25 protein-coding genes and 3 pseudogenes are annotated in these 19,295 nt (G+C 45.8%); 24 read left to right on the plus strand and 4 right to left on the minus strand.

Annotated elements, in window-relative coordinates; all coding sequences use genetic code 11:
- The first annotated feature begins 49 nt into the window (after window positions 1-49).
- Entirely contained in the window at window positions 50-1,036 is a 987-nt protein-coding gene (locus JCM10519_RS07005; RefSeq protein ID WP_054738386.1) for a glycosyltransferase, read from the plus strand.
- Between the two features lie 81 nt (window positions 1,037-1,117).
- Here the strand turns inward: JCM10519_RS07005 and JCM10519_RS07010 are convergent, their stop codons facing one another.
- Both JCM10519_RS07010 and JCM10519_RS27265 read right to left on the minus strand, forming a co-directional pair.
- On the minus strand, window positions 1,118-2,077 hold the full coding sequence (locus tag JCM10519_RS07010; RefSeq protein ID WP_347843390.1) for a L,D-transpeptidase family protein: 960 nt from the start codon (window positions 2,075-2,077) through the stop codon (window positions 1,118-1,120).
- Entirely contained in the window at window positions 2,032-2,499 is a 468-nt protein-coding gene (locus JCM10519_RS27265; protein WP_347843391.1) for a hypothetical protein, read from the minus strand. Before JCM10519_RS27265 ends, JCM10519_RS07010 begins: the two co-directional genes overlap by 46 nt.
- Window positions 2,500-2,743: 244 nt before the next feature.
- Here JCM10519_RS27265 and JCM10519_RS07015 point away from each other — a divergent pair.
- The 10 genes and pseudogenes from JCM10519_RS07015 to JCM10519_RS27290 all read left to right on the plus strand — a co-directional run bounded on the left by JCM10519_RS07015 (window position 2,744) and on the right by JCM10519_RS27290 (window position 9,297).
- Window positions 2,744-3,813 (plus strand): annotated as a pseudogene (locus JCM10519_RS07015) (lipopolysaccharide biosynthesis protein).
- Window positions 3,777-3,944, plus strand: coding sequence for a hypothetical protein (locus JCM10519_RS27270; RefSeq protein ID WP_347843392.1), 168 nt, complete (start codon window positions 3,777-3,779; stop codon window positions 3,942-3,944). Before JCM10519_RS07015 ends, JCM10519_RS27270 begins: the two are co-directional and overlap by 37 nt.
- Window positions 3,945-3,973: 29 nt before the next feature.
- Window positions 3,974-4,216 (plus strand): hypothetical protein, encoded by a 243-nt coding sequence (locus JCM10519_RS27275; RefSeq protein WP_347843393.1) that lies wholly within the window; start codon window positions 3,974-3,976, stop codon window positions 4,214-4,216.
- An 89-nt stretch (window positions 4,217-4,305) separates the two neighbouring features.
- The gene (locus tag JCM10519_RS07020; protein WP_347843394.1) at window positions 4,306-5,130 is read left to right on the plus strand and encodes a hypothetical protein; all 825 of its coding nucleotides are present in this window, start codon (window positions 4,306-4,308) and stop codon (window positions 5,128-5,130) included.
- A 77-nt stretch (window positions 5,131-5,207) separates the two neighbouring features.
- Window positions 5,208-5,549, plus strand: coding sequence for a hypothetical protein (locus JCM10519_RS27280; protein ID WP_347843395.1), 342 nt, complete (start codon window positions 5,208-5,210; stop codon window positions 5,547-5,549).
- A complete protein-coding gene (locus JCM10519_RS07025) occupies window positions 5,549-6,244 on the plus strand; it encodes a glycosyltransferase (RefSeq protein WP_054738464.1) in 696 nt (231 codons plus the stop codon). Before JCM10519_RS27280 ends, JCM10519_RS07025 begins: the two co-directional genes overlap by 1 nt.
- Before the next feature lie 18 nt (window positions 6,245-6,262).
- Entirely contained in the window at window positions 6,263-6,634 is a 372-nt protein-coding gene (locus tag JCM10519_RS07030) for a DUF2304 family protein (protein ID WP_054738387.1), read from the plus strand.
- On the plus strand, window positions 6,615-8,120 hold the full coding sequence (locus tag JCM10519_RS07035) for a DUF2142 domain-containing protein (RefSeq protein ID WP_347843396.1): 1,506 nt from the start codon (window positions 6,615-6,617) through the stop codon (window positions 8,118-8,120). Before JCM10519_RS07030 ends, JCM10519_RS07035 begins: the two co-directional genes overlap by 20 nt.
- Before the next feature lie 207 nt (window positions 8,121-8,327).
- Entirely contained in the window at window positions 8,328-8,924 is a 597-nt protein-coding gene (locus JCM10519_RS27285) for a glycosyltransferase family A protein (RefSeq protein ID WP_347843397.1), read from the plus strand.
- Between the two features lie 61 nt (window positions 8,925-8,985).
- Window positions 8,986-9,297, plus strand: a complete 312-nt coding sequence (locus JCM10519_RS27290) for a hypothetical protein (RefSeq protein WP_347843398.1) — start codon at window positions 8,986-8,988, stop codon at window positions 9,295-9,297.
- 267 nt (window positions 9,298-9,564) lie between these two features.
- On the opposite strand, the gene JCM10519_RS27295 is transcribed toward JCM10519_RS27290, so the two are convergent.
- Together JCM10519_RS27295 and JCM10519_RS27300 are read right to left on the minus strand one after the other, a co-directional pair.
- Window positions 9,565-9,819, minus strand: coding sequence for a hypothetical protein (locus JCM10519_RS27295; protein ID WP_347843399.1), 255 nt, complete (start codon window positions 9,817-9,819; stop codon window positions 9,565-9,567).
- A gap of 38 nt (window positions 9,820-9,857) precedes the next feature.
- Window positions 9,858-10,277 carry a serine hydrolase domain-containing protein gene (locus tag JCM10519_RS27300; protein WP_347843400.1) on the minus strand — a complete coding sequence of 140 codons (420 nt, stop codon included), beginning with the start codon at window positions 10,275-10,277 and terminating at the stop codon, window positions 9,858-9,860.
- Between the two features lie 588 nt (window positions 10,278-10,865).
- On the opposite strand from JCM10519_RS27300, the gene JCM10519_RS07050 reads away from it, so the two are divergent.
- From JCM10519_RS07050 to JCM10519_RS07075, 13 genes and pseudogenes are all read left to right on the plus strand, one after another.
- A complete protein-coding gene (locus JCM10519_RS07050; protein WP_347843401.1) occupies window positions 10,866-11,747 on the plus strand; it encodes a substrate-binding domain-containing protein in 882 nt (293 codons plus the stop codon).
- Window positions 11,737-12,726, plus strand: coding sequence for a HAMP domain-containing protein (locus JCM10519_RS07055; RefSeq protein ID WP_347843402.1), 990 nt, complete (start codon window positions 11,737-11,739; stop codon window positions 12,724-12,726). The genes JCM10519_RS07050 and JCM10519_RS07055 overlap by 11 nt, the downstream gene beginning before the upstream one ends.
- On the plus strand, window positions 12,686-13,198 hold the full coding sequence (locus JCM10519_RS27305; RefSeq protein WP_347843403.1) for a histidine kinase: 513 nt from the start codon (window positions 12,686-12,688) through the stop codon (window positions 13,196-13,198). The genes JCM10519_RS07055 and JCM10519_RS27305 overlap by 41 nt, the downstream gene beginning before the upstream one ends.
- 27 nt (window positions 13,199-13,225) lie before the next feature.
- Complete coding sequence (locus JCM10519_RS27310) at window positions 13,226-13,576, plus strand: response regulator (protein WP_347843404.1); 351 nt, start codon at window positions 13,226-13,228, stop codon at window positions 13,574-13,576.
- Window positions 13,522-14,112, plus strand: coding sequence for a hypothetical protein (locus JCM10519_RS27315; protein ID WP_347843405.1), 591 nt, complete (start codon window positions 13,522-13,524; stop codon window positions 14,110-14,112). Before JCM10519_RS27310 ends, JCM10519_RS27315 begins: the two co-directional genes overlap by 55 nt.
- A 7-nt stretch (window positions 14,113-14,119) precedes the next feature.
- On the plus strand, window positions 14,120-14,641 hold the full coding sequence (locus JCM10519_RS27320) for a hypothetical protein (RefSeq protein ID WP_347843406.1): 522 nt from the start codon (window positions 14,120-14,122) through the stop codon (window positions 14,639-14,641).
- Window positions 14,623-14,808: a helix-turn-helix domain-containing protein gene (locus JCM10519_RS27325; protein ID WP_347843407.1), complete on the plus strand. Its 186-nt coding sequence runs from the start codon at window positions 14,623-14,625 to the stop codon at window positions 14,806-14,808. The genes JCM10519_RS27320 and JCM10519_RS27325 overlap by 19 nt, the downstream gene beginning before the upstream one ends.
- A gap of 5 nt (window positions 14,809-14,813) precedes the next feature.
- Window positions 14,814-15,140, plus strand: a complete 327-nt coding sequence (locus JCM10519_RS27330) for a hypothetical protein (protein WP_347843408.1) — start codon at window positions 14,814-14,816, stop codon at window positions 15,138-15,140.
- Window positions 15,112-15,423, plus strand: a complete 312-nt coding sequence (locus tag JCM10519_RS27335; RefSeq protein ID WP_347843409.1) for a substrate-binding domain-containing protein — start codon at window positions 15,112-15,114, stop codon at window positions 15,421-15,423. Before JCM10519_RS27330 ends, JCM10519_RS27335 begins: the two co-directional genes overlap by 29 nt.
- The gene (locus tag JCM10519_RS27340; protein ID WP_347843410.1) at window positions 15,401-15,736 is read left to right on the plus strand and encodes a substrate-binding domain-containing protein; all 336 of its coding nucleotides are present in this window, start codon (window positions 15,401-15,403) and stop codon (window positions 15,734-15,736) included. Before JCM10519_RS27335 ends, JCM10519_RS27340 begins: the two co-directional genes overlap by 23 nt.
- Window positions 15,720-15,869 carry a hypothetical protein gene (locus tag JCM10519_RS27345; RefSeq protein WP_347843411.1) on the plus strand — a complete coding sequence of 50 codons (150 nt, stop codon included), beginning with the start codon at window positions 15,720-15,722 and terminating at the stop codon, window positions 15,867-15,869. The genes JCM10519_RS27340 and JCM10519_RS27345 overlap by 17 nt, the downstream gene beginning before the upstream one ends.
- Window positions 15,870-16,060: 191 nt before the next feature.
- A pseudogene (locus tag JCM10519_RS07070) lies at window positions 16,061-17,453 on the plus strand (tryptophanase).
- Window positions 17,454-17,587: 134 nt separating this feature from the next.
- Window positions 17,588-18,989 (plus strand): annotated as a pseudogene (locus JCM10519_RS07075) (sodium-dependent transporter).
- Window positions 18,990-19,295 lie beyond the last annotated feature (306 nt).

A 19,295-nucleotide genomic window follows, 5' to 3' on the forward strand; every position in this document is an offset into this window, starting at 1 on the left:
AAAACGCCCCTTTTATCACAAAAGCAGATACAGGAAAGGGCGAAGAGGAATGAGCGGCAGTTCTGAATCAAAAATAATGGCCAGCATTAACTGCGTGACCTTTAACCATAAAGCTTATATCAGGCAGGCCCTGGACAGCTTTCTCATGCAAAAGACAGATTTTGAATTTGAAATTCTGGTTCATGATGACGCGTCTACCGATGGAACCGGGGATATTTTAAGAGAATATGAATCAAAATACCCGGGTAAGGTGAGGCCCCTCATACAGACAGAGAACCAGTACTCTCAGGGAATCGACAATATCAGCGGAGCGTTTAATTTCCCGCGGGCCAGAGGAAAATACATTTTCATGTGCGACGGAGACGATTACTGGACTTCACCGGATAAGATGCAAAAGCAGGTGGATTACATGGAGTCCCATCCGGACTGCACCCTTTGCATACACAGTGCTAAAATCGAACTGGTGGGAAGGGCTCTGACGGAAAGACAGATGCGTCCTTACCGGGGGAATCGGGTGATCACGCCTGAGGAGATCGTGGATAAGCCTTCCGGTTATGCCATGTCCTCCATGGCATTTCCCTCCCGCCTTATAAAGGAGCTTCCGGATTACTATGTGGATTGTCCGGTGGGAGACACTCCCCTGCAGATGATGGCGGCTGCAAAAGGGTATGGCTATTACATGGATGAACCCATGAGCGCCTACCGGGTGGGAGTAGCAGGCTCCTGGACCATGGATGGCAAAAGCGGGAATTACGCCAGCAAACAAAAGATTTACTGGGAACGGATGAAACAGGTGTACGAGGAATTTAACGCTGCAACAGAGGGCAGTTTAAGAGAAGCAGCGGACAGCGCGGCAAAACGGACTTATTATCATACCATGGTCAATACCAGGCAGTTTACGGAGATCATGAATCCGGAATACCGTAAATATTATAAGGAATTGACGCCAAGAACCAGGTTTTTTATTCAGGCCGAATACCGGGCTCCGGGAGCTTACGGGCTGTTAAGGAAGATATTCCTTGGAAAGAAAGGGTAAGAAAGCAAAAAACATGGGCAGGATCCGGTAAATCCGGTTCCTGCCCATGCGTTATATCGTTATAAAGCTGCCTGCTCCAGGTTATCTTGCAATATTGGGATCAGTAGGATCCCAGGTCTGGGTATCAGGTATGATCTGTTCAATGGCCGGTCTCTCATATGGTCCCGGAACCGGTGATTCGTAAATCGTAACGGTGGTTCCAAGAGCGCAATGGTCATATACCCATTTGGCGTCTCCAGAGAGGAGACGGACGCAGCCGGCTGACTGAGCAATGCTCATATAATTATAAGTCATCGGATCCAGCGTCATATTATTGGGTTTGCTGTATAGAATGGAATGAATTAAGAAGCCCTTCCAGATACGGGTTGCGTACTGGGTAAAGATTCCGTGGTTCATATCTCTCCAGCGGTATTTTTCCGGAGTCTGGAATGTTCCAAGAGGGGTATCCGGTCCAGTGGAGGTCAAAAAGGATTTTAACGGAATAATAAAGCCGTTGTTTCCATCTTTGGCGAAGATGGTCATGCAGTTCATGGTCTTGTTGATGCTGATGAGGAACGGTCCCTTTGCACCAATAACAGGCTCTAAGTCAGAGAGCATTCTTCCAGATTCATCGAAATAATATTTGTAGCCGTCAAGATACTGCCAGCCGGTCACCGGATAGGAATCCTGGAAATAGTAGCGCTCATTGCCTGCCCATGCCCAGCCGGTAAAGGATGTACCGTCGCCGTTAAAGTAACGGAGACCGCCGTCAATCTGCCGCATTCCGTCTGGGACAGCGGAAACCAAAGGCTTATCCGTGGAATAGGGGAATTGAGAATTCTTGGCGTAAAAGGCCATTCTCAACCCTGTTATGTAGTGGCCGGTTCCCATGGTTCCTGTGGTGGTCCCGTTCTTGGCCCAGTCCATCGTGGTTCCATCTTCCAGCTGAGCGGTGTAGTAGAGGTCGAACTGGTTATTCACATAACCGGAAAACCGCATCTGTACTGCTTCGATGTTTATGTCATTGGCATATTGGTAGTCTGCTGCCCGTTTAAGACCCATGGAGACCAGCCGGTGCTGGAAGTATAGGTCCGGTAAAGCACGTTTCCTACAATGTTTGTAAGGAAGGTAGATAATCCGTGAAAGCCCTGTCCGTTATTTGTGATCCATGCATCGTTTACAAAAGGCTGTGACCAGTTGCTGTCACCGATCATAACGGTAGTCTGGAGACGCGGGAAATTGGCCTTTAAAGCTTCCTGGGCTGCTCTGGTGGCTTCATCCACCACACCATCCTCGCCGCTGCCTTCCCCTTCTTTTCCAATGTCTATGCCGGCATTTGCCAAAGCGGTTTCTGCTTCTTCCTTCGTTACGCCCCCCTGTGTCTGGGCGTCTGTCTGGGTCTGGGCCTCAGACTCGGACTGCCCTTCGCTCTGACTGATGGGGACACCATTCTTAAATCCCGGTCCATATGCTTCTTCTGCCATGCAAGGGAAGCCTGTCCGGAAACAAGAGCAGCCGTAAGGCAGAGTACCATCAGGCTGCGTGTCAGTTTACGCATAATATATAACCTCCTGAATTCTTATAAATAAAAAGTATATTCCCTTATACTCTAACACAATCAGGTCTAAAATGCTATAGACGATTTACAATTATTGGGGAATATAGTACAATAAGGCGGAAATGTAAATTGGTAAAGCAAGGAGAAAAGCCAGTATGTACCAGGAAAATATGAAAAATAAAGTCCTTTCCGGCCTGTTCTGGAAAGTGATGGAAAACGGGGGCACCCAGGGTATTCAGTTCCTTGTATCGGTTCTGCTGGCCAGGATGCTGACGCCGGCAGAGTCCGGAGAAGTCATGCTCATCATGATATTCATTACCATTGGAAATGTGTTTGTTCAAAGCGGTGTTAATACCTCCCTGATCCAGAAACGGACGGTGGATGAGGTCGATTATTCCTCTGCATTTTATATCAGCTGGGCCATTGCTTTTGTTTTATATGTAATCCTCTTTTTCTCGGCTCCGGCCATAGCGTCCTTTTACGGACAGCCTGTTTTTACTCCTGTGCTCCGGGTCCTTGCTGTGACCCTGTTTTTGGTGCCTTTACCTCTGTGCAGTCTGCAGTGGTCGCCAGGAATATGGAGTTTCGGAAGCTTTGCCTTGCAAGCCTTTTTGCCGCTCTTTGCTCCGGTATCATCGGCGTTTTTCTGGCAGCCAGGGGGCGGGGGCTATGGGCCCTTGCCATGCAGCAGTTTTTTTACAGCTTTTTCTTAATGATCATGCTGACAATTCTGGTAAAATGGAGGCCAAGGCTCCTGTTTTCCGTTAAAAAGGCGGGAGAATTGTTTTCCTATGGCTGGAAAATACTTTGTTCCGGCCTTATTGATACGGTATTTAATAATGTTTACGGGCTAGTCATCGGGAAATTATATAATTCCGCCATGATGGGGCAATACTCAAGAGGAAACCAGTTTCCTGCCCTGATTGCGGGGAATCTTGGGGCGGCTATCCAGTCGGTCATGCTTCCGGCTTTTTCGGCCAGCCAGGAGGACAAGGAGAGGTTGAAACGCATGGTGAGAAGGTCCATAGTCACCAGCTCTTACCTGGTGTTCCCCATGATGGCCGGCTTGATCGCCGTGGCAGAGCCTATGGTAAAGCTGCTTTTGACGGACAGGTATTTACCCTGTGTGCCCATGCTCCGGATGCTGTGCGTAGCTATGGGACCTGGCCCCTTCATGTGGCAAATTTGCAGGCCATTAATGCCATGGGGAAAAGTGAGGTATTCCTCAAACTGGAAATAATAAAGAAGGCGATCGGCATGGCCGCTCTTCTCATCAGCATCCCTTTTGGGATATACACCATGGTGGCTTTAAGGGCAGTGACCGATTTTATCTGCACCTTTATCAATGCGTATCCCAATAAAAGCTTTTAAACTACAGCTTTTTTGAACAGTGGAAGGATGTGCTTCCTTCTCTTCTTCTGTCAGCGGTGATGTGCCTCATTTCATACGGAATGCAGTATGTAATAGAAGGAACCCTTTTAACCCTGATTGTCCAGATTCTTGTGGGAGTCGCTGTTTATGCAGGGCTTTCCTGGCTGTTCCGGCTGGAGGCTTTTTTTGTACCTGTGCCGCATTTCAGGAATCATAAAACAGTAGGCAGGGTGGTTTTAAGTTTACTTTTCAGGCCGGATATTGTAGAATAAAGGGACATTGTGAGGAAGTACCCGGTTGGGATACCATTATGCCAAATACTGTTGGTAATTAAGGGGAAAATAAATGGAACGAAAAAAATGTGGCCTGGAATATGATCGGAAGCCTGGTTTATGCCGGTTCCAGCATGGTCCTTACGGCCCTTGTCAACCATCTCATAGGAACGGAACAGGGAGGAATCTTTGGTTTTGCCTTCAGTACCTTTGGGCAGCAGATGTTTTTGGTAGCCTATTTTGGCATGAGGCCTTTGCAGAGCACGGATACAAGCAAAAGCTATACGTTTTCCGAATACCGTCTGGCCCGGCTGGTTACCTGCTCCATGGCTGTCCTTTTTGGAATGGGTTATATTATTTTTAACACCCTGTCCCCGTCGGCAGGCTATACGGCTCAAAAGGCACTGGTGGTATTTTTGATGGTGCTGTATAAGGTGCTTGACGGGTTTGCAGATGTATATGAATCGGAATTTCAGAGAAATGGACGGCTGTACCTTACAGGACAGGCCATGGCTTTCCGCACCCTGCTTTCCGTGTTCTGCTTTTTAGGAACCCTGGCTGTAACAAAGGAGCTTATATTTTCCTGTGTGGTTGCGGTTTTGTCTCAGGGAGCGGGAATTTTGCTGTTTGATAAAAGAGCGGCAAAGCGTGTGCCTGGAATTGTGTTTACCAGGACACCCGGCAGGCAGTGGCGGCTTTTGCAGGATGGATTTTTGCTGTTTTTGTCCGTTTTTTTTGGACGGGCTCATTTTTGCCATGGCAAAATATGCGGTGGATGCCCGGATGACTGCTACGGACAACGCTGTTTTTGTGGCAATTTTTATGCCGACCTCGGTCATCAATCTGGCGGCCAACTTTGTGATACGTCCCTTTTTGACCAGTATGTCTTATCAGTGGGAGGAAAGGAATTTTAAGGAATTCAAGTCTGGCTTAAAAAAAAGCTTTCCGGTATTATATTCCTTCTTACGGTGATTGCCCTGGCAGGTGCTGGGTGCTTGGCGTTCCAGTGCTTGGAGCAATTTCCAATGTGGAACTTAAACCCTACAAATCCGGGCTTCTATTTATCGTGCTGGGCGGCGGTTTCTTTGCGGTTATGAATCTGTTTTATTATGTGCTTGTCATCATGAAGCAGCAGAAGCGGATCTTTTTCGGCTATGTGCCGGTCAGCGTCCTTTCCTTCTTTCTCTCCTTCTGGCTGGTTGGAACGGGAGGGATCAATGGAGGAGCTTTCTCCTATATGCTGGAAATGCTGATTCTTATGCTTTGCTTTATGGGACAGGCGGTCCGTGTCTTAATTACAGAGGAGAGAGGGAGGCTGGAGCGGAAGAAATGATGGATAAGGTACTGGTAGTGATACCTGCATACAATGAGGCTTTAAATATTGAACGCGTGGTAGGAGAAGTGATCACCAACTATCCTATGTTTGATTATGTGATCATCAATGACGGTTCCACCGATCACACGGCAGATATCTGCAGAAAGCATGGCTGGAAGATCATTGACCTGCCCATGAATCTGGGGCTTGCCGGAGCATTCCAGACCGGTCTTAAGTACGCCCACAGGCGGGGCTACCGGTATGCCATACAGTTTGACGGGGACGGGCAGCACCGTCCGGAATATATCCTTCCCATGAAAGAGAAGATGGATGAAGGGTATGATATTGTTATCGGCTCCAGGTTTGTGACGGGGAAAAAGCCTCATTCCATGCGGATGCTTGGAAGCAGGCTCTTAAGCGGCTCCATCTGGTTTACCACAGGAGTAAAGGTCAGTGATCCTACCTCCGGGATGCGCATGTTTAGCAGGAAGATGATCAAGGAATTTGCTGATGGCTTAAATTACGGCCCGGAACCGGATACGATCTCCTATTTGATCAGCCAGGGGGCAAAGGTCGCGGAAATTCCTGTAATCATGGATGAACGGATTCTGGGTGAGAGCTATTTGAATCCGGTCAATGCGGCCCGGTATATGGGAAAGATGCTGTTTTCCATACTGCTGGTACAGAGCATCCGTATCAGGGACAGGAGATAAAGGAAGGGAGAACGTAACATGACAGTTTTGCTTCGATGCGTACTGATATGCGTTTCCATATTGCTTACATTTTATGTACTTAGAAGAATACGCCATTCCAAGATGAAGATAGAGGATTCTATCTTCTGGGTGTTGTTTGCCTTGCTTCTGGTGGTGTTCAGCTTATTCCCTCCATTGGCTGATTTCATATCCCGGATGGTTGGGACCTATTCCACCGCTAACTTTATCTTTACCTTCATGATTTTCATTCTGCTGGTAAAGGTTTTCTTCCAGTCTGTGAAAATATCCCAGCTGGAGCGGAGAATGACGGAACTGATCCAGATGCTTGCCCTGGACCGGGAAGAGGACAGGGAGAAGGAGGAAGGCCATCGTGAAGCTCATTCTGAATAAAAAGGGATTGCTGCTTACGGCGGGAAGCATTTTCTTTCTTGCCTTTCTTTTTATAAAAACCTATGAGGAAACCATTGTGGGGATTCCATCACCGGAATTTGAGGCAGTCCGCCGCTTTTACTGGTGGCTGATCGTGTTTGGCTGTGGATTTCTGGCTTGCCTGGGAGCGGCCTTGTGGATAATTAAGACTCCAACCTTTTTTTTGTTTCCTGGGACAGTGGTGATTCTGGGCCTGTTTTATATGCTGGTTCTGACTCCCTTTTCAACGCCTGATGAGGCGGCTCATTTTACCAGTGCTTACCGGCTCTCCAGCCAGCTTATGGGAAAACCGGCGGTGGCAGATGATACCTTTCTTTCCCATGCAACAGAGGAGGAGAAAGAGAGGATTAGCCGTGGGGCCAATGTTCTGGTGCGGAGTGGCGATGATGTGGCCGGGCTTTATACCAGTGTGGGGCGTACCACATACAACCTGGTACTTAAGGAGATGTTTTCCCTTGATAAGAGCCAGGGTATGACGGTCCGCTATGAAATACCAGTGAATACCACGCCGGTTGTTTACCTTCCCCAGACCCTTGGGATCTGCCTTGCCAGACTGCTCCATTTGGGATACATTCCTTTGGTATATCTTGGCAGGCTGTTCAATCTTCTGGCTTTTGCAGGTATGACGGCCCTGGCTGTCAGGATCATGCCCTTTAAAAAAGAACTGCTCATGGCGGTATCGTGCCTTCCCATGACCCTTCATCTGGCAGCTTCCTTTTCTTATGATGCGGCTTTTATCGGTCTGTCCATGCTGTTTCTGGCCTGGTGTTTTTATCTGGCCTTTGAGAAGGAGAAGGTGACCGGAAAGGATACGGTTCTTCTGGCCCTTTTGCTGATTCTTCTGGAACCTGGAAAAATCGTTTATCTGCCGGTAGCCGGGATCTGCCTGTTTATTCCCTCTTCCAAATTTAAGTCCAAAAAGGATTACTGGATCTCTGTCATAGGCGTCATAACCGCTGTCATTGTTGCAGTGTTTCTGGTAAACCGTCTGGTCCTTTCTGCGTGGGCGACTACTACAGAAAGCTATGTGGGTTGGAGTGAAGCGGCAGGGTATACGCTTAAAGATGTGTGGGAGCACCCCTATCGTATTTTTCAGGTATATTATGAGACCCTTGTGACTCAGTTTGATTATTACCTGACTACCATGCTGGGAGGATTTCTGGGCAATTTGGATCCTAACCTGACGGTGCCTCCGTTCTGCCTCTCGATCCTGTGGTATGTGCTCTTTGTCAGTGCGATAAGGAGGGAAGGGGAAGAGGCCCCCTTGTCAGGCGGACAGAAGCTTTGGATGGTTTTTCTGGTGTTTTTAAGCACCTGCCTGGTTCTGGCTTCCATGCTTTTAGGCTGGACGCAAGGGAGCTTACCTATATTACAGGCGTACAGGGACGGTATTTTATTCCTCTGCTTCCCCTTGTGCTGCTGGTGTTATTTGACAAACGCCTGGTAATAAACCTGGATTTAAGGAAAAGCGCATGGTATCTGGAATGCTTTGTGAGCATTTATGCCCTGATACGCATCTGTTCCACGGCGTGTCTGCGCTATTGATTCCCGGGAAGGCAATTAACCAAAGTCAAGCCCGCCTGACCTTGGCGGCTGTCCGCAGGGGTGAAGGCTCCGCGGTTGCTTGCGGAGTATTTAACTGGAAGGTAGGAATTTGCAATGGAAGAAAAAAAGGCAGGAAAAGACCGTTGATGTGATCATTCCCGTATATAAGCCGGATGAGAAGCTAAAGCTTTTGCTGAGACGGCTGGGAGAACAGTCATACCCCATCCGGCGGATCATCGTCATGAACACGGAACGGTCTTATTGGAGGGAAGAGGAATATGGCTGGGTTCCCAATCTGGAAGTACATCATGTGACAAAAGAAGAATTTGACCATGGCGGCACCAGGAACCAGGGAGCCGGTTACTCTGAGGCGGATATTATGGTATTTATGACTGATGACGCAGTTCCGGCTGATGGGAATTTAATAGGAGCGCTGGTAAAGGGTCTTGACCAGACTGGTAAGGACGGGGAAAAGGTGGTCATGGCCTATGGAAGGCAGCTGCCGAATCCTGACTGCGCCCTGGCAGAGCAGTATACCCGTTCCTTTAATTACCCGGAGCAAAGCAGGGTAAAAACAGGCAGGGATCTAAAGGAGCTGGGAATCAAGACCTTTTTTTTGCCTCTAACGTCTGCTGCGCCTATGACCGGGCGGCATTTTTGGAGACAGGCGGATTTATCAGGCGGACTATTTTTAATGAGGACATGATTTATGCGGGAAATGCGGTAAGACACCGGGGGCGGGCGGTTGCTACGCAGCCGGGGCAAAAGTGTACCATTCCCACAATTACGGCTGTATAGCCCAGTTTAAGCGGAATTTTGACCTGGCGGTATCCCAGGCGGACCACCCGGAGGTGTTTGAGGGAATCCGCTCGGAAGGTGAGGGAATCCGTCTTGTGAAAAAGACCTGTGCCTGGCTTGTAAAGGAAGGGAAGCCATGGCTTGTTCCCGGAGTGATTGTAAAAAGCGGTTTTAAATACATGGGATATCTTATGGGAAAGCGGTACCGCAGCCTGCCAACGGGGCTGGTCTTAAGCTTTACCATGAACAGGGAATATTGGAAAAAAAAGATAAAACAATGAGAAAAGCAGTCCGGTAAAAAGCCGGCACTCCTGCTGCAAAAAAATTCATGATGAGATAAGAGCACTGTATAGTGGTCATAAATATCCAGTGCTTTTATATACTCCATAAATATGCAAAGAAATAGGCCCAAGATATGCTTTGAGCCTATTTTTGTATTATATGGATATTACGGAATGGGCCAATTTATCATGCGGCAAATGGGGATCCATCATACTCAATCCTCAAATATTGGTTCAATGTGCTCCATAATAAACCCTATCCTGTCCTTAGGGTCCGGCATAAATAGGGAAGCGATAGAAACCACCATTTTTTTTCTTTGTATTGACGTAAATTACATTTCCACCGTCTCCCAAGGCCCCGTAGATATGCTCTTTATCATTAATAATCCACCACAGGTAGCCATAAGACAGCCGGTCCAGCCTGATGTGCTCCTTTGTGCTTGTTTCTATCCACTTTTCCGGTATAATTTGTTTATTTTCCCATATTCCGCCATTTAGGTATAATTGACCTATTTTTGCCATATCCCCAGGTGTCAGGAAAAGTCCCCAGCTTGCCGTGTTTATCCCTTGGGGGTCAACAACCCAGCCACTGGTGTTTTATCATTCATAGCGGCGATATGCTCCTCTTTATTACCCAGCACCACATTGCGGGGAACATTGATTCCCAGTGGCGTGAATAAATATTCCATAGCGAAATCAAGCACCGGCTGACCCGTGGCTTTTACAAGAATGCCAGACAGGATGTGGGTTCCTATGATGGCAGAATACATAAATTTTCCTGTAGGTTTCTCGCCTCCCAATAAGTCAAGGGCGGCTTTTACCCAGTTATCGCTTGCGAAAAACTCCTCGTATGGCTCAGACTCATATTTATATGAGGCCGTCATGGTAAGCAAATTTTTAAGCGTAACGCCCTGTATTGTTTTTTTCACCTGTTTTAACAATGTAATCCGGGAAAAAGTCCAATACCTTCTGATCCACACTTTTGATATGGCCTTTATCAATGGCGATACCAATTAATGCGGAAAAAAACGCTCTTTGTCACCGAATATATATGAAGGGCGTTATGGGCGGTATATCCATTAAAGTAGTTTTCATATAGCTTTATGCCATTTTTTTGTACAACAATGCCTGCGATATTATGATAGTCACTGTTTATCGTCTTTTCAAGCTCTTTCATTTTTTTCTTGATTCATATAATTTCCTCCTTTAGGTTATAAAGGATATCCTTAATATAAAGAATAGGTCCATTAAAAATGATTTGCAAGAACTATTTTTAAATATTTTAAATTATCAGCCATATGCTACAACCTTTCTGTCAGTCCGGTAAAAAAACGGACTGTTTTCCGTTTATTTTTTTCTTAACGATTTAGTATAATGATGATAGTGCCATATGAAAAAGGGGATAACCATGGATAACAGAAAGAAAAGCCTGCTGCTGCTGGTTCTGGGAGGATTGTTCAGTATCGTGTTTCTTACGCTTTTGACCACCTCCTTTTACGGATATGTATTAAAAAAAGATCGGAGTTGAACATGCGGAAAATACCAGGACCTACCGGTATCATTATGTCATGATCATCGATAACCTGGATTCCCAGTTCTGGAATGACGTGTATGAAAGTGTAAGGAAAGAAGCCGCCTTACACGATGCTTATGTAGAGCTTAAGGGAAGGAACCAGTCGTCAAAATATACTGCCGTGGATTTTATGGATATGAGCATAGCGGCAAAGGTAGACGGGATCCTGCTGGAATTTACGGGAGAGGATAAGCTGGAGGAACGGATCAATGAAGCGGCTGCAAAAGGAATTCCTGTGGTCACCATATTAAATGATGCACCTGCCACGGACCGGAAAAGCTACGTTGGAATCAATTCCTATGAGCTGGGACAGGAGTACGGAAATCAGATTTTAAAGATTTTACCCCGGGATTCCCGGAAGGCCAGAGTGATGATGCTCCTTCATGACAATTCCATTGACAGCAACCAGTCCCAGATTTTTAATCAGATCAATAACCGGATGGTCACTTCAAAAGAAACTGCAAACCGTATTAAGGTGGAAGAGATCAAGATCCCATCCGGCCGGGCATTTGAAGCTGAGGAAATAGTGCGCAGCTTATTCCAGAATCCCCAGGGTCCTGCGGACATCATTGTCTGCATGGATGAGGTGGATACGGAGGCAGTGTATCAGGCGGTCATCGATTATAACAGTGTAGGCAAGACCCAGGTCATCGGCTACTATAAATCAAGGGCAGCCTTGGAGGCGGTGAGAAAAGGGACCATGGCCATGACTCTTTACATTGACACCAGGCAAATGGGAAAATTCAGCGTACAGGCCCTTACCGAGTCCATACACGATGGGAGGACCAATTCCTTTTACAGTGTGGACTTACAGTTTGTAACAAAGGAAAATGCGTCAGATTTCCTAAGTAATCAGGGGAGCGGCCATGAAAAATAAATGGGAACACCTTTGGGAAAACCTGCCGATTGCCCGCAAGCTGTTTTTAGAAATTGCGGTGACGGCAGTCACGCTGTTTGCAAGCAATTTATTCATTTACGCCCAGATCAACCAGATGGTAGAACGTATGAATTCTGTATACATAAGCAATGTGAACCTCAATGAGCTGTCGGAGGTTCTTTCCGATGTGCAGAATTTCATGTACAAATATTTGCAGGTAAAGGATTCCGAATCCTTGACCGATTATTACCGGGCAGAACAGGATTACAGGAAGCTGCTAGAGGGGCTTAATGTTACTGTAACTGATAATCAGATTCAGATCCTGGAAAAAAACATCCGCAACATGTCGGACAGCTATCTGGCTGTTACAGATGAGACCGTACAGGCAAAGCGCGGGCAGAATGTGGAAAAATACAAAAGCTCTTACGAATCAGCCCTAAAGCTCTATCGGTTCATCAACCGTGACATTTCCGTCTTAAACAGCCGGCAGTTTAAAAATAATTCTGCCAGCTACCAGACCCTGCAGGCTGCCCTTCAATATCTGGAGGTCATAAGTACTGTGATTTTAATGATCGTGATGGTCATAAGCCTGACAGTCATGATGATGATGACGAAGGATATCGTCACCCCTCTTACCAATCTGGCCCATACGGCAAAGCTGGTGGGACAGGGCAATTTCCACGTAAAGGTACCGTCTATGGGAACAGGGGATGAGCTGGGGATTGTGACCGGAACATTTAATCAGATGGTGGACAGTCTGGACGAGTATGTGAATAAAATTAAAGAGAGCGCGGAAAAAGAGCAGGAGATGAAGGAACGGGAGCTTTTAATGGAAAACCATTTAAAAGAAGCCCAGTTAAAATATCTCCAGTCTCAGATCAACCCCCACTTTCTTTTTAATTCCTTAAACGCAGGGGTTCAGCTGGCCATGATGGAGGATGCAGAGAAGACCTCGGTATTTATGGAAAAAAATGGCTGACTTTTTCCGTTATAATGTGAAAAAGGGTTCAAGGGATGCCACCATACGTGAAGAGGTGGAGGCAGCTGAGAACTACGTTTATATATTAAATGTCCGTTTTGCAGGGGATATCCGCTACCAGTCCAGGATTGATGAGGAGGCAATGGATTTTTCCATTCCAAGCATGATTTTGCAGCCCCTGGTGGAGAATGCGGTGAACCATGGAATCCGGAATATTGAGCGGCCGGGAGAAATTTATCTGACCGTGGAGAACCAGGAGGAGAATATAGAGATCCGCATCAGGACAACGGGGCCGGAATGGAAAAGGAAGCCCTTGACAGGATCTGCGCCGGAGGCCAGGCTGCAGAGGGAGCGGTATCTACCGGGATCGGCATTCACAATGTTATTACCCGGCTGGAGCTTTATTATAATGCCGGCGGTATTTTTCATATGTTCAGCGAGGGGAAAGATAAAGGAACCACTGTGGTATTAAGGATTCCAAAAAGAGGGGGAGATGTACATGTTTCGCATACTGGTAGCTGATGATGAGGGAATCATGCTGGAATCCATCAGTCATATTATAAAGTCCAACTTCGGCAGCGATTGTGAGATCGCCTGTGTCAAGACAGGGAGAGCGGTGGTTGAGCAGGCCGGTTCCTTCCGGCCGGATATTGCATTTGTGGATATCCAGATGCCTGGATTAAACGGGATTCAGGCAATCAGGGAGGTGCGCAAATTCAATTCTTCGGTTGTATTCATTATCATAACAGCCTATGATAAATTTTCTTATGCCCAGGAGGCGGTGAACTTAGGGTCATGGAGTTTATTACGAAGCCGGTCAATAAAAAAAAGATACTGGATGTATGCGTAAAGGCCATGCATCAGGTAGAAGAGGCAAGGCAGAAGCTGAGCGATGACTTAAAGATCAGGGAAAAGCTTGAGATCGTAATTCCCATGATCGAGAGCGGGTTCATCTACAATGTGCTCCAGGATGACCTGGAGCTTTCGGGGAACGGATATATTGAAATGCTGGACATAAAAAATCCTTATGGCTTTATGCTTGTCCTGGAATTCGGGGACAGCATTGAAGAAGGGACCATGACCAATGCCATAGGAGTCAGCGTCAAGGTAAACAAGTATTATTCCATGGTCAGAGAGATCGTAAAGGATTATTTTGACTGTGTTATGGGTCCTGCCATGGGAAACCGGCTGGTGCTCTTCCTTTCCTTTGAACGTGAAAAGGTCCGGTATGAGGAACGGGTGGAAATCATTACAAGGACCCGGAATATGATTCATAAGCTGGAAAGCACCACGGACATTAAATGCAGGGGAGGGATCGGAGCCGTAAAGCCTTTGGAAGGGATCCGGGACTCCTATAAAGAAGCCTTAAAATCTGCGGGAAAGTGACAGCCATGTGGTGCATATCACGGACCTCCCAGCAGTGTCTGATTATGACGGGGAATATCCTCTGGACTTAGAAAACCAGTACCTTCAAAGGGGGATGAAGGCGGACCGGGAAGGCACCCTGGCCTGCGCAGGTGAATTCTTTGACTGGATGCTGGCTCATGACGGAAATGTCAGGTCTAATATTGAAATAAAGATACTGGAGCTGGTCATGAGGCTTGAGAGACGGGCTTTTATGGCAGGGAGTGTCCGCTATGGCTTCCGTTACCGGGAAAACTATTTGGAGGAACTAAAGGAAGCAGCTGATACCGAAGCGCTTAGGCGCTGGTTCTTAAATAAGACAAGGGAGGTATGCGAAAACATCAGCACTTCCAGGGAAAAGCAATATGAAAATGTGGTTTCCAGGGTCAAAAGTTATATTGACGAGAATTACGCCAGGGAGCTTTCCCTTGATGATGTTTCCAGAATGGTTGACATAAGTCTTATTATTTCAGTAAATTATTCAAGCAGGAGGTGGGAGAGAATTTCATAGAATATGTAACCAGAACCAGGATTAAGAATGCCAGGCGTTTTCTGGAGGATTCCAGATACAGTATCAAGGAGGTGTGTATCATGTCCGGCTACAGTGATCCCAATTATTTCAGCCGGATATTCAAAAAGTATGAAGGGATGACGCCAAGCGAGTATAGGGAGAGGTAAGCACTATGAAAATGGGTAGAGGGAGATTGTTACTGGTGATGGTACTCTGCTGTTTACTGGTGGCGGGGTGCAATAATGCCAAGGCAGAGACAGAGACTGAGGTTTCAGTAAAGGCAGGGGAGAGGCCCCTTCAGATCGGCTTAAGCATTGATTCCTTTGTGATCGAGCGGTGGATCAGGGACCGGGATGTTTTTGTATCAGCCGCAAAGGAACTGGGGGCAGAGGTTAATGTGCAAAATGCCAATGGGGATGTGAACGAGCAGATCGAGCAGATCAAGTATTTCATAAAAAAAGCAGATGGATGTGATCGTGGTGGTGGCAGGAGACTGTGAAGCCTTATCCGATGTCATGAAAAAGGCAAAGGAGGCCGGGATTAAGACCTTGAGCTATGACCGGCTGATCCAGAATGCGGACTGTGATATGTACATATCCTTTGATAACAGGGAGGTCGGAATACTTATGGCGGAAAGCCTGGTAAGAGACATACCTGATGGAGGCAAGATATTCATGATCCAGGGCCCTGAATCAGATCATAATGTAGCAATGATCCGGGAGGGCTTTGAATCCGTAATACAGGGAAAAAAATCTGGAGGTGGTTTACAAAAGCAACTGTGAAGGCTGGCTTTCAGAGCATGCCTTTGACTATGCCAAGGAAGCGCTGGAAATGCATCCGGATGTGAAGGGGATCATGTGCGGCAATGATGATCTGGCGACCCAGGTTTTCCGCGCCTTATCTGAGGACAGAATGGCAGGAACAGTCTGTCTGGTAGGCCAGGATGGGGATCTGATGGCCTGTCAGAGGATCGTGGAAGGAACCCAGAATATGACGGCCTTTAAATCCATAGAGGAAGAGGCAAGAATCGCAGCGGAATACGCAGTGAAGCTTGGCAAAGGGGAGCTTTTGGAAGGAATTGAAAAAAAACATTGACGATGGAACCTATGATGTACCAAGCCTGGAGTTAAGGCCCTTGGCAGTGACCCGGGAAAATATGGATTCCGTCATCATTCAGGGAGGATTCCATGGAAAGGAAGACGTATACCTGAATGTGAAACAGCAGTAGAGTTTTTTGCATGAAAAAAGTCCTGAACATTCAGGGCTTTTTTTATTACGGGTATTATCGTTTTGGTTATATATCATAATAAAATTGTTGTGATGCCACTTTTTTTTAGTCATTTTACAAAAGAATCAAATCATATTAAAATAAGATTATATTTAAAATATACATAAAAAAATAAAAGGAGAGAGAAAAACATGGCTGTAAAGTATATTCCAGAACCGTTCAGGATTAAAATGGTGGAGCGAATTAAAATGTTAACTCAAGAGGAGCGCATCGAAAAAAATCAAAGAAGCTAAGTTTAATTTATTTAGCCTAAAGGGCGAAGATGTCTATATTGACCTTTTAACCGATAGCGGAACCAATGCTATGAGTGATGGCCAATGGGCAGGCGTTATGAGAGGCGATGAAGCATACGCCGGTTCAGCCAGTTACTATAAATTATTTGATGCAGGCAAAGACATATTCGGTTATGATTTTATACAACCGGTTCACCAGGGCCGTGCCGGCGAAAAGGTGCTTTTTCCTATTTTCCTTTCCAAAGGTAAATTTGCCATTTCCAATATGTTTTTTGATACAACAAGAGCCCATGTAGAGCTGGCTGGGGCCAGAGCCATTGACTGTGTGGTAGAGGAAGCGAAAAATCCTTCTGTAAGAGCTCCTTTTAAAGGAAATATGGATGTTGTTAAACTTGAGAAACTAATCAATGAACTGGGGGCTGAAAATGTTGGTCTTGTTGTAATGACCATTACGAACAATTCAGCAGGAGGCCAGCCGGTATCCATGGCAAACATGAGAGAGGTATCAGAAATCTGTAAAAAGTATAATATTCCTCTTAATATTGATGCCGCCAGATATGCTGAAAATGCCTTTTTCTTAAAACAGCGGGAAGAAGAATGCAAAAATATGTCCATAAAGGAAATTGTCAGGAAAATATTCAGCTATGGTGATATGTTTACAATGTCCGCAAAAAAGGATACAATTGTAAACATCGGTGGTCTGATTGGAGTAAAGGATGGGAATTCACCAATTATATTAAAAATAAAAGCCAACTGCATTTCATACGAAGGATTCTTTACTTATGGAGGACTTTCCGGACGTGATCTGGAAGCCCTGGCAATTGGGCTTTACGAAGGAATCGACGAAAACTTTTTAAGATACCGCATCGGCCAGATGGAATACCTGGCAGCTAAATTAGATGATGCAGGAATCGCTTACCAATCACCGGTGGGCGGTCATGGAGTCTTTGTGGATGCAGCAGCATTTTTCCCCCACATCCCGTATAATGAATTCCCTGCACAGGTGCTTGCAATTGAGCTTTACAAAGAAGCTGGAATCCGTACCTGTGACATAGGCTCCTTTATGCTGGGCAACGATCCTGATACCGGGGAGCAGCTTCATTCTGAGTTTGAATTCACACGATTTGCGATTCCGCGCCGCGTTTATACACAGGCACATATTGACATTATGGCTGATGCATTAATCGCAATCAAGGAAAGAGCGTCCGAAATCAAGCGGGGATACCGCATCACCTGGGAGCCGCCGATTTTACGTCACTTCCAGGCATCTTTGGAACCCATCGAATATTAAGAATATATCCGACATTAGGGGGTATTTTACTATGCGCGATCAATGGAATAGCAGAACAGGCTTTTTATTTGCAGCAATTGGGGCTGCAGTAGGACTAGGTAATTTATGGAGATTTCCGTTTCAGGCTTATAAAAATGGAGGTGGAGCATTTTTTTCTTCCATACTTTGTAGCGATTGTTACATGTGCCGTTCCTTTAATGATCATGGAATACACCTATGGTCGGAGAATACGAGGCGGTTCCACAAAGGCATTTGCCAGGCTTAAGAAGAAGTTAGAGATTATTGGCTGGGTTCAGGTTATGGTACCCATCGTTGTCATGATGTTCTACAGCACCATCATATCCATATCCGTCGTCTTTATGATCTACTGTATAGGTCATGCTTTCGGCATAGTAAACTGGATGAGCAATCCAGGACCACTGTTAGGCGTTATTACCGGGCAGGCCCAGAATGCTTTCGACTTTTCAAGCGGCATCAGTCTTTATATGTTAGGCGCTGTGGTTGTCGTATGGTTTTGCAACTGGGCCATCGTCCGGCAGGGAATTTCAGGAGGAATTGAAAAAGCCTCAAAGATATTCACTCCCCTGCTTATGATTCTGATGATAGTTTTTATGATTAACTCCATGAGGCTGGAGGGTGCTGCCATCGGGTTAAATGCATTATTTACACCGGATTTTTCTAAAATTTTAAATCCCAGTATATGGGTCGCGGCCTATGCGCAGGTGTTTTTTTCCACCACGCTTGCAGTTGGCGTTATGATTGCTTACGGCTCATATCTGGGAGAAGAGCAGGATATCGTAAACAACTCATTTATTACCGTACTGTCAAACAGCTCTTTTGATATTATTGCAGGGATTACCGTATTTTCAACCCTGGGATTTTTGGTCAATAAGCAGGGAGTTTCTTTTGATTCCTTTGGAACCGGAGCCGGAGTTGCTTTTATCGCATTTCCCATCGCAATTTCAACCATGTCGTCCAATATTGTGGTTCAGGGCATTTTGGGATTTTTATTTTTCTTCTGCTTATTTATTGCCGGTATTTCCTCCAGCATTTCTATGCTTGAGGCATTCAATACCTCAGCCTTGGATAAATTTAAGATTTCACGTAAAAAAATTAACCAACATCATATCCATCGCCGGTTTTATCGGAAGTGCAACCTTTGCTACATACTGCGGCTTTAACTATATTCTGGACCTTGTGGATTCTTACGTGGCAAACTATGTGATCGCCACTCTTGGCCTGGTGGAAGTTGTTGCAATCAGTTATATTTATGGTACAGAGAAACTCAGAGAAGATGCAAACCAATATTCTGACTTCAAGGTCGGTAAATGGTGGGATTACTTACTAAAATACTTTACCCCCATATTGTTGGGAATTACAGTTATTACAAATTTTGTGTCCGGTATTATGAAGATGTTTGGTATGGACTCTGTTACACTGATATCAAATGTTGTGTTTGGCTGGGGAACAGTTGTACTCATGATCGGTGTTGCCATTGTATTCTGTAAACGCCCATGGCAGGCTGCTCTTGAATAACTTATAGATTAATAATTCATTTGACAAGGGGAAATTACTATGAATCCATTTGCATTGACTATGATGATTGTTGGCTGTTCAGTTGTATGGGGGGATTGTTTCTGTGTGTGGGCGTAGCCCTGACTAAAAAACCGGAAGAATAAAAAAGCAAAATAATGGAAAGGGATATTGCAAAACTAACCCAGGTTAGTCAGGCAATATCCCTTTTTCCTTATCCATTTGCTAACTGTCTTTTAAAGAAGCCAATTGAAGAAAAATTTTTATAAAAGGATTTTCATTGGATTTCTGGTACATGGCGACAAAATT

Source organism: Clostridium sp. NkU-1 (assembly GCA_001312405.1).